The 12,775-nt window shown below is 62.7% G+C and carries 14 protein-coding genes; 5 read left to right on the top strand and 9 right to left on the bottom strand.

Going from position 1 to position 12,775, the window contains the following annotated elements; translation table 11 throughout:
• Positions 1–25 precede the first annotated feature (25 nt).
• The 3 genes from carB to FNU76_RS15440 all read right to left on the bottom strand — a co-directional run bounded on the left by carB (position 26) and on the right by FNU76_RS15440 (position 5,055).
• Positions 26–3,238 (bottom strand): carbamoyl-phosphate synthase large subunit, encoded by a 3,213-nt coding sequence (carB, locus tag FNU76_RS15450; RefSeq protein WP_144279026.1) that lies wholly within the window; start codon positions 3,236–3,238, stop codon positions 26–28.
• 9 nt (positions 3,239–3,247) lie between these two features.
• Positions 3,248–4,390 (bottom strand): glutamine-hydrolyzing carbamoyl-phosphate synthase small subunit, encoded by a 1,143-nt coding sequence (gene carA, locus FNU76_RS15445; RefSeq protein ID WP_144279025.1) that lies wholly within the window; start codon positions 4,388–4,390, stop codon positions 3,248–3,250.
• 182 nt (positions 4,391–4,572) lie between these two features.
• A complete protein-coding gene (locus FNU76_RS15440; RefSeq protein WP_144279024.1) occupies positions 4,573–5,055 on the bottom strand; it encodes a glutathione peroxidase in 483 nt (160 codons plus the stop codon).
• A gap of 80 nt (positions 5,056–5,135) precedes the next feature.
• On the opposite strand from FNU76_RS15440, the gene FNU76_RS15435 reads away from it, so the two are divergent.
• Complete coding sequence (locus tag FNU76_RS15435) at positions 5,136–6,149, top strand: FIST C-terminal domain-containing protein (protein WP_179958136.1); 1,014 nt, start codon at positions 5,136–5,138, stop codon at positions 6,147–6,149.
• 87 nt (positions 6,150–6,236) lie between these two features.
• Entirely contained in the window at positions 6,237–6,680 is a 444-nt protein-coding gene (locus tag FNU76_RS15430) for a DUF1841 family protein (RefSeq protein WP_144279022.1), read from the top strand.
• On the opposite strand, the gene FNU76_RS15425 is transcribed toward FNU76_RS15430, so the two are convergent.
• Positions 6,681–8,141, bottom strand: a complete 1,461-nt coding sequence (locus FNU76_RS15425; RefSeq protein WP_144279021.1) for a M48 family metalloprotease — start codon at positions 8,139–8,141, stop codon at positions 6,681–6,683.
• A 150-nt stretch (positions 8,142–8,291) separates the two neighbouring features.
• Between FNU76_RS15425 and FNU76_RS15420 the strand changes: the two genes are divergently transcribed.
• Genes FNU76_RS15420 through tsaD form a run of 3 tightly spaced genes read left to right on the top strand, consistent with a single transcriptional unit; the run spans position 8,292 to position 10,053 of the window.
• Positions 8,292–8,732 carry a ribonuclease domain-containing protein gene (locus FNU76_RS15420; RefSeq protein WP_144279020.1) on the top strand — a complete coding sequence of 147 codons (441 nt, stop codon included), beginning with the start codon at positions 8,292–8,294 and terminating at the stop codon, positions 8,730–8,732.
• Positions 8,723–8,992, top strand: coding sequence for a barstar family protein (locus tag FNU76_RS15415; protein WP_144279019.1), 270 nt, complete (start codon positions 8,723–8,725; stop codon positions 8,990–8,992). The genes FNU76_RS15420 and FNU76_RS15415 overlap by 10 nt, the downstream gene beginning before the upstream one ends.
• Positions 8,993–9,030: 38 nt before the next feature.
• Entirely contained in the window at positions 9,031–10,053 is a 1,023-nt protein-coding gene (gene tsaD / locus FNU76_RS15410; protein WP_144279018.1) for a tRNA (adenosine(37)-N6)-threonylcarbamoyltransferase complex transferase subunit TsaD, read from the top strand.
• 22 nt (positions 10,054–10,075) lie between these two features.
• On the opposite strand, the gene yjjJ is transcribed toward tsaD, so the two are convergent.
• The 5 genes from yjjJ to FNU76_RS15390 all read right to left on the bottom strand — a co-directional run bounded on the left by yjjJ (position 10,076) and on the right by FNU76_RS15390 (position 12,681).
• The gene (gene yjjJ / locus FNU76_RS15405) at positions 10,076–11,101 is read right to left on the bottom strand and encodes a type II toxin-antitoxin system HipA family toxin YjjJ (RefSeq protein ID WP_263405625.1); all 1,026 of its coding nucleotides are present in this window, start codon (positions 11,099–11,101) and stop codon (positions 10,076–10,078) included.
• The gene (locus tag FNU76_RS25250; protein WP_223879041.1) at positions 11,080–11,379 is read right to left on the bottom strand and encodes an ArsR family transcriptional regulator; all 300 of its coding nucleotides are present in this window, start codon (positions 11,377–11,379) and stop codon (positions 11,080–11,082) included. The genes yjjJ and FNU76_RS25250 overlap by 22 nt, the downstream gene beginning before the upstream one ends.
• Positions 11,380–11,450: 71 nt before the next feature.
• The gene (locus FNU76_RS15400; RefSeq protein ID WP_144279017.1) at positions 11,451–11,714 is read right to left on the bottom strand and encodes a hypothetical protein; all 264 of its coding nucleotides are present in this window, start codon (positions 11,712–11,714) and stop codon (positions 11,451–11,453) included.
• A 3-nt stretch (positions 11,715–11,717) separates the two neighbouring features.
• Positions 11,718–12,371: a fumarylacetoacetate hydrolase family protein gene (locus FNU76_RS15395; RefSeq protein WP_144279016.1), complete on the bottom strand. Its 654-nt coding sequence runs from the start codon at positions 12,369–12,371 to the stop codon at positions 11,718–11,720.
• A 79-nt stretch (positions 12,372–12,450) separates the two neighbouring features.
• Positions 12,451–12,681 carry a hypothetical protein gene (locus FNU76_RS15390; protein WP_144279015.1) on the bottom strand — a complete coding sequence of 77 codons (231 nt, stop codon included), beginning with the start codon at positions 12,679–12,681 and terminating at the stop codon, positions 12,451–12,453.
• Positions 12,682–12,775: the final 94 nt, after the last annotated feature.

The following is a 12,775-nucleotide window of genomic DNA, read 5'->3' as shown; positions in this document are numbered from 1 at the left end:
CGCGCGGCCGATGAAAAAAGGGGGCTCAGGCGATTTTCAAGCGCTTGTGCAGATCCTGCACCGAGTAGACCGTCCACTCCTTCATATGCTTGATGCCATATGCGGCGGCGCGGCCACCGGCCACCGTGGTGTAGATGGGGACCCGGCCCTTCAACGCTTCGAAGCGGATCGAGTAGGAATCCTGAATCGAGGCGCGGCGCTCGTCAACCGTATTGATGATCAGCGCGATTTCGCCGTTCTTGATCATGTCCACGATATGCGGGCGGCCTTCCTTGACCTTGTTCACCGCGACCACCGGCACGCCGGCTTCCTGCAGCCTGGCTGCCGTGCCGCGGGTAGCGACCAGCTCCAGGCCCGCATCGACCAGCATGCGGCCCAGCTCGGGCAGCACCGACTTGTCGCCATCGCGCACGGACAGAAATACCTTGCCCGTGGTCGGCAGCTTCTCACCGGCACCCAGCTGGCTTTTTACATAGGCCTCCGCGAAGGTATCACCGACGCCCATCACTTCACCAGTCGATTTCATCTCCGGACCGAGAATGCTGTCCACGCCCGGGAACTTGATAAAGGGGAAGACGGCTTCCTTGACCGAGTAGTAACTCGGAATGATCTCGCTGGTCACGCCTTGCGACGGCAAGGATTGACCGGCCATGCAACGGGCGGCGACCTTGGCCAGGGGACGGCTGGTGGCCTTGGAGACGTAAGGTACCGTACGCGAGGCGCGCGGATTGACTTCCAGGACAAACACCGTCTCGCCCTGGATGGCGAACTGCACGTTCATCAAGCCGATCACCTTCAGGGCCCGCGCCATCGCCACGGTCTGGCGGCGCAATTCGTCCTGCATGGCATCGCTGAGCGAATACGGCGGCAGCGAACAGGCGGAGTCGCCCGAATGCACGCCGGCCTGTTCGATGTGCTCCATGATGCCGCCAAGCACCACATTCGTACCGTCGCACAAGGCATCCACATCGACTTCGATGGCGTCGTTGAGGAAACGGTCGAGCAACACCGGGCTGTCGTTCGAAACCTTGACCGCCTCGCGCATATAACGGCTCAGGTCTTCTTCCGAATGGACGATCTGCATGGCACGGCCGCCCAGCACGTAGGAAGGGCGCACCACCAGCGGGTAGCCGATCTCGGCGGCCAGCACCAGGGCATCCTTTTCATTGCGTGCCGTGGCATTCGGCGGCTGGCGCAGACCCAACTCCTGCAGCAGCTTCTGGAAGCGCTCGCGATCTTCCGCAGCATCGATCATATCGGGGCTGGTGCCGATGATGGGCACGCCATTGGCTTCCAGGGCGCGCGCCAACTTCAGCGGAGTCTGGCCGCCGTATTGCACGATGACGCCGTCCGGCTTCTCGACATGCACGATTTCGAGCACGTCTTCCAGGGTCAGCGGTTCGAAGTACAGGCGGTCGGAAATATCGTAATCGGTGGAAACGGTTTCCGGATTGCAGTTGACCATGATGGTCTCGTAGCCATCCTCGCGCAGGGCCAGCGCCGCGTGTACACAGCAATAGTCGAACTCGATGCCTTGGCCGATCCGGTTCGGACCGCCGCCCAGGATCATGATCTTCTTGCGCTGGCTAGGCGCCGCTTCGCACTCTTCCTCATAGGTCGAGTACATATAGGCGGTATTGGTAGCGAATTCGGCCGCACAGGTATCCACCCGCTTGTACACAGGGCGGATGCCGAAGCCATGGCGACGCGCCCTGACGGCGGCCGCTTCTGCGCCGACCAGGGTACCCAGGCGACGGTCGGAGAAACCCTTGCGCTTGAGGCGGCGCATCTCATCCGCATCCAGGCTATCGAGCGCGCGGCCGGCCAAGGCCTTTTCGTCGAGTACGATGTCTTCGATCTGCGCCAGGAACCATGGGTCGATCTTGGTGTGGCTGAAAACTTCATCCAGGCTCATGCCGACGCGGAAGGCATCGGCGACGTAGAGGATGCGCTCCGGTCCCGGCGCGCCCAACTCGGCGGCCAGCACGTCCATATCGGTAGTACGCTCGTCGAAGCCCGCCAGGCCGGTTTCCAGGCCGCGCAGGGCCTTCTGCATGGATTCCTGCAAGGTACGGCCGATGGCCATCACTTCGCCGACCGACTTCATCTGGGTGGTCAGGCGGCTGTTTGCCTGGGGGAACTTCTCGAAGGCGAAACGCGGAATCTTTGTAACCACGTAATCGATGGAGGGCTCGAACGATGCGGGGGTCAAGCCACCGGTGATATCGTTCTTCAGCTCGTCCAGGGTATAGCCCACCGCCAACTTGGCCGCGACCTTGGCAATCGGGAAGCCGGTCGCCTTGGAGGCCAGCGCGGAGGAACGCGAGACCCGTGGGTTCATCTCGATGACGATCAGCCGGCCATCCACCGGATTGACCGAGAACTGCACATTCGAACCACCGGTATCGACACCGATTTCACGCAGCACTGCCAGCGAGGCATTGCGCATGATCTGGTATTCCTTGTCGGTCAGCGTCTGGGCCGGCGCGACCGTGATCGAGTCGCCGGTATGCACGCCCATGGGATCGAAATTCTCGATCGAGCAGACGATGATGCAGTTGTCGTTGCGGTCGCGCACGACTTCCATCTCGTACTCTTTCCAACCCAGCAGCGACTCTTCGATCAACAGCTCATGGGTAGGCGAGAGATCGAGTCCGCGGGTACAGATCTCGACGAATTCCTCGATATTGTAGGCAATGCCGCCGCCGGTGCCGCCCATGGTAAAGCTGGGGCGGATAATGGCGGGGAAGCCCAGCGAGCTCTGGACCGCCAAGGCATCTTCCAGGCTGTGGGCAATACCGGAGCGGGCCGACCCCAGGCCGATCTTGTCCATGGCCAGCTTGAACTTCTGCCGGTCTTCCGCCTTGTCGATGGCTTCCGGCGTGGCGCCGATCAGCTCCACGTCGAACTTCTCCAGCACGCCGTTGTGCCACAGGTCCAGCGCGCAATTGAGCGCGGTCTGTCCACCCATGGTCGGCAGGATGGCGCAAGGACGCTCCTTCTCGATGATCTTGGCGACCACTTCCCAGGTGATGGGCTCGATATAGGTCACATCGGCCATTTCCGGGTCGGTCATGATGGTGGCCGGATTGCTGTTGACCAGGATGACCTTGTAGCCTTCCTCGCGCAGGGCCTTGCAGGCCTGTGCGCCGGAATAGTCGAATTCGCAGGCCTGGCCGATGATGATGGGGCCGGCGCCGATGATGAGAATGCTGTTTAGGTCTGTGCGACGTGGCATGGCGTGTCCTTATTGCTGGTGTTGCGCCATGGCGGCGGTAAAGCGATCGAACAAATAGGCGACATCGTGCGGGCCCGGGCTGGCTTCCGGGTGACCCTGGAAGCTGAAGGCCGGACGGTCGGTCAGGGCGATGCCCTGGACGGTACCGTCGAACAGCGAGCGGTGGGTGATGCGCACGTTGGCCGGCAAACTGCTTTCGTCAACCTGGAAGCCATGGTTCTGGCTGGTGATCAGGACGCGCTTGTCGTCCAGATCCTGTACCGGGTGGTTGGCGCCATGGTGGCCGAATTTCATCTTGCTGGTCTTGCCGCCGACCGCAAGGCCGAGCAACTGGTGGCCCAGGCAGATGCCGAACACCGGCAACTTCTGTTCCAGGAAGCGGCGGATGGCGGTAATCGCGTATTCGCAAGGCTCGGGATCGCCAGGGCCATTGCTGAGGAAGACGCCATCGGGATTCAGCTTGAGCACGTCCTCGGCCGAGGTTTCGGCCGGCACCACGGTCAGCTTGCAGCCGCGCTCGGCCAGCATGCGCAGGATGTTGTGCTTGACGCCGAAGTCATAGGCGACCACATGGAAGCGGGCTTCGCCCTGGCTTACATGGCCTTCGCCCAGCTTCCACTCGCCGGTGGTCCAGGGATAGGCGGTCTTGGTACTGACCACCTTGGCCAGGTCCTGCCCGGCCATGGAACCAAAACCGCGCGCCAGGGCGATCGCCCGATCGACGTCGAGCGCATCCGGGCCGGCCACGATGCAACCGGACTGGGCGCCCTTTTCACGCAGGATGCGGGTGAGCCGGCGGGTATCGATATCCGCGATGGCGACCGTGCCGGTACGCACCAGGTAGGCGTCCAGCGTTTCTTCCATGCGGAAGTTGGATGCACGCAGCGGCAGATCGCGAATGATCAGGCCGGCCGCGAACACACCGTTCGATTCCGCGTCCTCCCGATTCACACCGACATTGCCGATGTGGGGATAGGTCAGCGTAACGATCTGTTTGCAGTAGGACGGATCGGTCAGGATTTCCTGATAACCGGTCAGGGCGGTGTTGAACACCACCTCGCCGACGGTATGACCATGCGCGCCGATGCTGCTGCCATGGAACAGCGTGCCATCGGCAAGGGCGAGCAAGGCTTTGGGACGTTGTTGAGACACCAGCGACTCCTAGACGTGAGAAACGGGATAGGCGCGCCTATCCCGTTCCCTCAATAATTCCGTGATTTTCGGGGCGAATTCTAGCTGAAATCGCCCTCCCGGACAATGACAGAACCCACGCTCCGCCTATATAAGCTTTCAAGCCCATCCGGGAGACGTTTATCCCGCTGCCCGGCCCCGCTTCAAAGCAGGGCCGATATCTTGCCGGCCAACTCTTCGGGCTTGGTGGTGGGGGCGAACCGGTCCACCACGCAGCCCTCGCGGTCGACCAGGAACTTGGTGAAGTTCCATTTGATCGCTTCGGTCCCCAGCAGGCCCTTGGCCGACGACTTGAGATACTGGTAGAGCGGATGGGTTCCATCGCCATTCACTTCGATCTTGTCGAACATGGGGAAATCCACCCCGTAGTTCTTCTGGCAGAAGGCGCCGATCTGCTCGCCGTCGCCGGGCTCTTGCCCGCCGAACTGGTTGCAGGGGAAGCCCAGCACCGCAAAGCCCTTGTCGGCATAGTCCTGGTAGAGCTTCTCCAGACCGGCGAATTGCGGCGTAAAGCCACACTCGCTGGCCGTGTTGACGATCAATAGCACCTTGCCACGGTAGGCCTCCAGGGATTCCGGCGATCCATCCAGGCGCTTGGCGGAGAAATCGTAGATCGGTGCGGACATGTCATACCTCGTGGCTGAATTTGAACCTGCATCATAGCCTGCCCCACACGAAGCCGGCGGGGATGACGGATAATGCGCTTATGTCCATATCCTATGCCTCCGGCCTTGCCCACGCCAGCCGCGCCGCGCCACACCTGGCCAGCGACGCGGTAGAGCAGGCACTGGCCCGCCTCGGCGACACGCGCGCCGCTGCCGTGCTGCTCTTCCTTTCCGCCGACTTCGCCCATGACCCGCGCCCGGCCCTGGTGGCCGCGGCCCGCGCCGCGCAGACCATCGCCGTGGCCGGCTGTACCGCCCTGGGCGTGATGAACGAGGACGACTGGCTGCTCGATACGCCGGCCGCCGCGGTGATGCTGCTGCGCGAATTACCCGGCAGCGGGGATCAAGCCGCGCAACCGCGCTTGACGTTGGCCGCGCCCAACACCATCGACCTGGCCTGGCTGGATGACCAGCCGATCCGCTACGGCGGCGTGGCGGGCGATCCGACCGGCGTCGGCCCCTACAAGGTATGGCGGCAGAGCCAGATCTGCCCGGACGGCCGCTGCGAGATGATCCTGCCCACTTCGGACATCGCCCTGTCGCGGGGCATGGCGCCCATCAGCCCGGCCTTTGTCGTGACCGAAATCGAAGGTTTCGACCTGAAGACGCTGAACGGCCGCCTGGCCGCCGCCACGCTGCGCCGCAGTCTCGACCATCTGCCCGCCCTGCACGAGCTGGCGCTGGCCACATTGGACGAAAACGACCGGCCGCTCGACTGTTGGCCGCTGGTATCGCTCAATCCCGATAGCGGCGTGACGGTCGCGGCGCGCTTGCTGCCCGGTCAGCGGGTAGCCTGGATGCGCCGCTCCGCGACGGCCGCGCTAGCCGAAATGCGTGCCATCGCCGACGCCCCCGCCCCGGCCGCTGCCCTGATGTTCGCCTGCGCGGCACGCGGCCCTTCCCTCCACGACGGCCAGGACAAGGAGTGGCAGACCTTGACCCGTGCCTGGCCCGGCACCCCGCTCGCGGGTTTCTACGGCAACGGCCAGATCAGTCACCTGGGTGGTAGCAATCGCCTGCTGCACCAAAGCGTTGTGCTGGCACAACTGGCTTGATTCGAGCGCTAACCGGCATTGTTTTGATTGCTTAATACGGCAGGCGGCGGAAAATGTCGGTCTTTCGCCAGCCGCCGGACCGCTTCAATGTTCAATCCCTCCCGCGACCAAGCCCGCCAATTCCTGTTCGAGACCTGGGCCAAGCAGAAACAGGCCGCCCCGCTCACCGACCTGGAGAAGGTGGCGCTTGCCGTCCTGGTTCGCCACCCCGAGTACCACCCCATCGTCGATGCGCCGGAGCGCTATCTCGAACGCGACTACCTGCCGGAGTTCGGCGAGACCAACCCCTTCCTGCATATGAATATGCACCTGGCCATCGAGGAACAGCTCTCGATCAACCAACCGCACGGCATCGGCGAGCTCTATCGCAGCCTCTGCCTGCAGACCGGCGACGAGCACCAGGCCCAGCACGAAATGATGGACTGCCTGGCGGAAATGATCTGGCAGGCGCAACGCAGCGGCCGCGGTCCGGATGGCGAGTTCTACCTGGCTTGCATTCGTCGCAAGGCAGGGTTGCCGGAGAAAGCGTAATTACTTCGCCGGCTCGGACCGCTTGCCCTTGCGGTCATCCGGCATACGGGCGCGCAATTCCTTGATGCGCGCCTCGATAGCCGACATCTGGTAGAAATCCCCGCCACTGCGGCGCGCCACGTTCAGCTGCTCGATGGCGGCGGTCAACTCGTCCCGCAAGGCGTAGTACTCGGCCTGGGCGCGGTGGGCCAGTCCCGGCTGGCCCAATTGCTCGTAGGCCTCGGCCAACCTTTTATGCAGCGCGGCATCGCTACCGCGCTCGGCCAAGGCTGCCTCCAACAAAGTCACCGCCTCGCGCGGCCGGCCGCGCCGCAACATCACGTCGATCTCGCCGTAGCCCAGCGCCCAGGCACTGGGGAAGCGCGCGCGCGCCTGGGCGAAGATCGCCGTCGCCTCGTCATAGCGCTCCTGACGCAGCCGAATGGCGCCGGCCAACGATTCCAACATCGGGTGCCCGCCGGCCAGGGCCTTGCGGGCGGCTTCCAGGTGTCGCCAGGCTTCGTCCGTCCGGCCCGCCGACAACAGGGCGCTGGCATAGCCGTATTGCTGGGCGGCTTCGCTGGCGTATTTACGCTGTTCGGTCGTACCCCGGTAATAGTCCACCGCCGCCTGGGCGCCCAGTTGCAGCGTACGGAGCTTCTCCCGTACCAACAAAAAATCGGCGCTGTCCGGCCATTGCTTGTAAGCCTGCTTCGCGGCGCGGGCTTCGCTATCGCTGATCCGCTCGCCGGTTACCGGGTGTGTGCGCAAAAAAGCGAAAGCGCCGTTGTCCACGTTGCGATAGTACTTCTGCATGCGATCAAAAAATGAGGGCATGGCGCGCATATCGAAGCCGGCCGCCTGCAGCGTCTGCATGCCGGCGCGATCCGCCTCGCGCTCGAAGTCGCGCGAGAATGCCAGGTAGCGTTGCGCCTGAAACCCCTCGCTGGCCGCCATCGCCGCCATGGGCGCCTCGCTATCCGTGCTGCGCGAGGCCGCCAGGATGGCCAGCGCCAAGGTGCCCAGGGACAACCAGCCGGAACCCTTCTGCGACTCCAGCATGCGGGCGTAGTGATGTTGGGTGATATGGGCAATTTCGTGCGCCATCACGGCCGCCAATTCGGATTCGTGTTGCGACAGCACGATCAGGCCCGCATTGATGCCGATCACGCCGCCCGGGATGGCCCAGGCATTGATATCGCCATCACGGATGGGGAAAAAACGGAAGTTGATACGATTGTCGTTGCTGGCGGCCACCAGCTTATAGCCGAGCCGCTGCAGGTAATCGTCCACCTCGGGGTCATCCAGCACATCACCCGAACGGCGTATTTCGCGGCTGGCTTCATCGGCGATCCGCCGTTCCTCATGCAGCGGCAGATCGCCGACGGCGGAGTCGCCCAGATCGGGCAGTTCATTGGCGGGAACACTCATCGCCAGTACGGCGAGCATGGCGGCTACTAGGGGACGGGGGCGCAGTTTCATGCCTTCTATGATAAGCACGCTTGCGAACAGGTTCCATCGCCAAGCGGTACGTTCCGCGCTTATCTACCGGCCTGTACGGGGATAAGTACTTTGACCGGCCTCGCCATGCACCCGATAATTCGTGCTCGCTCACCCTCGCACTGCCCTACAATGCGCCTCCTGTTCGCCCTCTTGCTTACCCTGCCGGCCATGGCCGCCGTACCGGATTGCCGTAGCGTCAGCACCGAAATCAGCCGGCGTCTCGATGCCCAGCTCGACATCGAGCAGCTGTCCGACACCTTGAGCGCACTGAACCGCGACGGCCAATTGCCCCAGCGCTTCGTCACCAAGCAAGCCGCCCGCGCCGCCGGCTGGCAACCGGGTAAACCACTGGACAGCATTCCGGCGCTGAAGGGCAAAGCGATCGGCGGGGACCGCTTCGGCAACTATGAACGCCTGCTGCCGAACGGCAACTGGCGAGAGGCCGACCTCGACTACCGGGGCGGCAAGCGTGGCCCCAAGCGGCTGGTATTCGAGCCGGTCCGCGATGGCCACCGCTATATCACCGTCAATCATTACCAGCAATTTACCGAGATACCACCATGCCGCTGATCCGCATCGAGTTCGTCAATGTTTCGCAGGTCGAGGATTTCTACGAACAGTTGGAAGGCCAACTGGAATTGGATTATGAAATGGGCCACAGCCTTGACGCGGTCTATGACGTGCTGACCGACACCGAAGGCACCATAGAGCTGGTCTGGCACGATGCCGGCTTCTCCCGCGTGGCGCTGGGCGACTGGTTCCTGCGCGTGATGGATGTGCTTAATATCGTCTCCACCGAGCGCGACGACCTGACCGTCACGCTGGACTGATTCCATCCTCACTGCAACTTCCCGATAGATCGCCCGCCATGCTTGTCCTCGGCCTTGAATCCTCCTGCGACGAAACCGGTGTCGCGCTTTACGACACCGAGCAGGGTCTGCTGTCCCACCATATCCATACCCAGATGGCGATGCATGCCGAGTATGGTGGCGTGGTACCCGAGCTGGCCTCGCGCGACCATATCCGCCGGGTGTTGCCGCTGACGCGCGCCTGCCTGCAGGATGCCGGCAAGACACTGGCCGATCTCGACGCCATCGCCTACACCGAAGGCCCGGGCCTGGCCGGCGCACTGCTGACCGCCGCCGCCGTTGCCAATGGCCTGGGCGTCGCGCTGGACAAGCCTGTCATTGGCGTCCATCACCTGGAAGGCCACCTGCTGTCGCCGCTGCTGGCGCAGCCCGCCCCCAGTTTCCCCTTCGTGGCACTGCTGGTCTCGGGTGGCCATACCCAGCTGATGGCGGTGCATGGGGTCGGTGACTACCAACTGCTGGGCGAAACACTGGACGATGCCGCCGGCGAAGCTTTCGACAAGACCGCCAAGCTGCTGGGACTGGGCTACCCCGGTGGACCGGCCTTATCCAGACTGGCCGACCTGGGCGACGCCAGCCGCTTCACCCTGCCGCGACCCATGCTGCATTCGGGCGATCTGGATTTCAGTTTCGCCGGCCTGAAAACGGCGGTATTGACCCTGGTCAAGAAGCAAGGCGAGCTGGGCGATGCCACCCGCGCCGATATTTGCGCGGCATTCCAGGCCGCCGTGGTGGACCTGATGACGGCTAAATGCTGGAACGCGCTGAAGCAGACCGGCCTGAAACAACTGGTGGTCGCCGGCGGCGTCGGCGCCAATCGGCAATTGCGCGCCGGACTGGATGCCATGGCGCTCAAGCGGCGCCTGAAGGTGTTTTATCCACCGCTGGAACTGTGCACCGACAATGGCGCGATGATTGCCTTTGCCGGCGCGCAAAGACTGCAGTTCGCCCGCACGGCTGGACCCTTTGCCATTCGGCCGCGCTGGGATCTGGCGAGTTTGCCGAGTACGTCGCAAATATAGGGGGCTACTGTCGGCCGAGTTTTTATCCCAACCGGGCAATGCGGAATGCCGCCTCATCAATGTGCCGGCGTATCGCTTCAATGCAGGGGGAGAAACTGCCGGAGAAGCTATCGCAATCGCGGACCATGGTGAAGAACATTTCAGCCAAATGCAGCGCCTTGCGCCAAGTTTCACCATCGACCGAAGCAGGCAGCGAAGCCGGCGGAAGCGTATCGACGACGGCACCGCCACTTCTGGGGGCAAACCCCATGGGCAGGACATCGTAAGCCGGCGCGAGCTGATACGGTCGGCCGTGACAACTGATAAACGACAGGTTTCCTGCGTGCATGTCGGTATTGCCGATAAGCGTTCCGAATGCCCAAAGCAGCGCAGCGCCGGTAACGGCGTCGGCATGGACATGGCCATCAGCGGCAAGGCGGCTTACCAGCGACGGCCAAGGTGCCGAAGCACTCCCGACGAATTCCGCATCGAGCGCGCGTAGGGAGCACACGCCAACGCGGCCTAGCTGACCGACGCGATCGAATCGCGGCACTTCCAGGAATCGCTGACCGCCGAAATCGAAAACCTCGGTTTTGACGCCAAGCACCGAAAGCGCCAGATGCTCGGCTAACAGGAGGTCGCGCCATCGCTCGCTGACAGGGTTATCGTCCGGTGCCGAAAACTTCACCAGCACATGACCGCGCTCCGTAAATACGCAGAACTTCGGCTGCTCGCCACCCGCAGACGAGCCAGGAACCTCTCCGAAGCCGGCGACACGCGCAAGCGCTGGATAGTCCGCAGCCCTATCAACCGGGGACGGCGCCGGCATGCCAATAAATCGGTCGCGCGCCAGCTCGCCAATCAGCAAGTTGCCGATTGCATCATGGCCGTGCACAAGCAGCGCCCTGATGACCTCTGTGTCGCTCCAATGCTCCGGGTTTGCCGGCAAGCCGAAACCGGCAGCATAGGTCGATGCGTAGGCCCGGCCCAGATAGCCCTGCGGCCGCATATCGAATAGCCACCACGGCAGTCCGTCGCCATGAAGCGTCACGCCGTCGGCCTGTACCATGACAAACCCGTCCGGACGAACGGGAACGAGCGCGCCAAGCTCCCGAATCCGCCCTCATCGCTAACGCTGAAAATCGGGGCCGACACGAAGCCACGAAACGTGTCCCGCAGGGCGTAACGAATAGAGGAACCGGATCCGATTCGGACCACCTCATCGCCAAGCGCAGCCAGCGCACGCGAAACCGTCGGCTGGCTAATTCCCGTATTTTCAACGAGTTGGCGCGAGGTCACCGGTCCTTTACCGAGCAATTGGCGGATAGAGTCGGAATGGCGAGCCATGGCAATGAATAAGCCAATGAATAGAGGAGTGAATAGGGATTGTAGCCACTCGATGGCACCCCGTCACTACGCTACCCCCAACGCCGCATCTGCCCCCTCAGCCAACGCCACAACAGCGGCAGTTGGCACAGCCCGAACAAGGTAAACCCGGTTTCCATGCCGTCCCGCCCCCCTGGCCCCATCCAGCCCGCAAAAAATCCCCAGAACAGCAGGATGCCGACCACCGCGCAGTACTTGTAGCCCAGCGGCAAGGGCTCGGCTGGCGCCAGGATACGGCGTTCCTCGTCATCTTCCCGCAGCCGCGAGGCGGCTTGTATGCGTAGTTTTCGGCGCATGCGTCAAGCCACGTCGAAATGCGCTTCGATCAGCCCGTCCAGCTTGAGCAGCAGCGAATCACCCGACCGCAAGGCCGCCACACCGGCCGGCGTGCCGGTATAGATCAGATCGCCAGCTTGCAGGCTGAAGCGAGTGGACAGGTATTCGATCAGAAAAGGAATGTCGTAGACCATCAAACGGCAATCGCCCCGCTGCCGAAGCTCACCATTTACTTCCAGGCTGAAGCTGGATTCGTCCGGCTTGGGCAAGGCCGATGCCGGCACAAAATGCGAGACACAGGCCGAGCCATCGAACCCTTTCGACAAGGTCCATGGCAAGCCCCCCTGCTTGGCGGCGGTCTGCAGATCGCGCGCGGTCAAATCGAGACCCATGCCGTAGCCGGCAACATGGTCGAGCGCGCTTGCCCGATCAATGCGCTTGCCACCTCGGCCAATGGCCAGCACCAGTTCGGCTTCGTGGTGCACATCGCTGGAGAAATCCGGTAGCTGAATGGCCTGACCGACTTGTAGCAAGGCAGAGGTCGGCTTCAGGAAGACCACCGGCTCGGGTTCCACGCGATTGCCCAGCTCGGCGGCGTGGGCGGCGTAGTTGCGACCGATGCAGAAGATATTGCCGACAGCGATTTCGCGACCGTCGTTGAAAAAGATGCTGGGCATTCATGTCTCCTGGTAAGGGAGCCATGATAAGAAAAAGGACGACCGAAGTCGTCCTTTTTGACAGGCGAAAAGCGTCGAATTACGACTTCTTTTCTTCCTTCTTTTCTTCTTCCTTCTTTTCGGCAGCAGGCTTGGCAGCCTTCTTGTGCTTCTTCACCTTCTTTTCAGCAGCGGGCTTGGCAGCGGCTTCAGCAGCTGGAGCAGCGGCGGCGGCAGGAGCTGCAGCCGGGGCAGCGGCGTCGGCAGCAACGGCACCGAAGGAAACAAAGGCAAAAGCGGAAGCGATCAGTGCGGCAAGCAGCTTGTTCATGGTGAACTCCGGTCAAATCAAAGGTAAGTGTACGTTACCAACGGTTTGGGCCCTGCGCCCGCACCGGCAACGGTTCACACCTTATTCGCGGCAG

The organism is Chitinimonas arctica (genome assembly GCF_007431345.1).
Classification (GTDB): Bacteria; Pseudomonadota; Gammaproteobacteria; order Burkholderiales; family Chitinimonadaceae; genus Chitinimonas; species Chitinimonas arctica.
Note: the sequence above shows the minus strand (reverse complement) of the source record. Positions and strands in the feature narration are given on the sequence as shown.

What these genes read in the sequence shown, in the direction of transcription:
- carB (WP_144279026.1), bottom strand. Translation starts at nt 3,238, where the DNA reads ATGCCACGTCGCACAGACCTAAACAGCATTCTCATCATCGGCGCCGGC.
- FNU76_RS15440 (WP_144279024.1), bottom strand. Translation starts at nt 5,055, where the DNA reads ATGTCCGCACCGATCTACGATTTCTCCGCCAAGCGCCTGGATGGATCG.
- FNU76_RS15435 (WP_179958136.1), top strand. Translation starts at nt 5,136, where the DNA reads ATGTCCATATCCTATGCCTCCGGCCTTGCCCACGCCAGCCGCGCCGCG.
- FNU76_RS15430 (WP_144279022.1), top strand. Translation starts at nt 6,237, where the DNA reads ATGTTCAATCCCTCCCGCGACCAAGCCCGCCAATTCCTGTTCGAGACC.
- FNU76_RS15425 (WP_144279021.1), bottom strand. Translation starts at nt 8,141, where the DNA reads ATGAAACTGCGCCCCCGTCCCCTAGTAGCCGCCATGCTCGCCGTACTG.
- FNU76_RS15420 (WP_144279020.1), top strand. Translation starts at nt 8,292, where the DNA reads ATGCGCCTCCTGTTCGCCCTCTTGCTTACCCTGCCGGCCATGGCCGCC.
- FNU76_RS15415 (WP_144279019.1), top strand. Translation starts at nt 8,723, where the DNA reads ATGCCGCTGATCCGCATCGAGTTCGTCAATGTTTCGCAGGTCGAGGAT.
- tsaD (WP_144279018.1), top strand. Translation starts at nt 9,031, where the DNA reads ATGCTTGTCCTCGGCCTTGAATCCTCCTGCGACGAAACCGGTGTCGCG.
- yjjJ (WP_263405625.1), bottom strand. Translation starts at nt 11,101, where the DNA reads ATGGTACAGGCCGACGGCGTGACGCTTCATGGCGACGGACTGCCGTGG.
- FNU76_RS25250 (WP_223879041.1), bottom strand. Translation starts at nt 11,379, where the DNA reads ATGGCTCGCCATTCCGACTCTATCCGCCAATTGCTCGGTAAAGGACCG.
- FNU76_RS15400 (WP_144279017.1), bottom strand. Translation starts at nt 11,714, where the DNA reads ATGCGCCGAAAACTACGCATACAAGCCGCCTCGCGGCTGCGGGAAGAT.
- FNU76_RS15395 (WP_144279016.1), bottom strand. Translation starts at nt 12,371, where the DNA reads ATGCCCAGCATCTTTTTCAACGACGGTCGCGAAATCGCTGTCGGCAAT.
- FNU76_RS15390 (WP_144279015.1), bottom strand. Translation starts at nt 12,681, where the DNA reads ATGAACAAGCTGCTTGCCGCACTGATCGCTTCCGCTTTTGCCTTTGTT.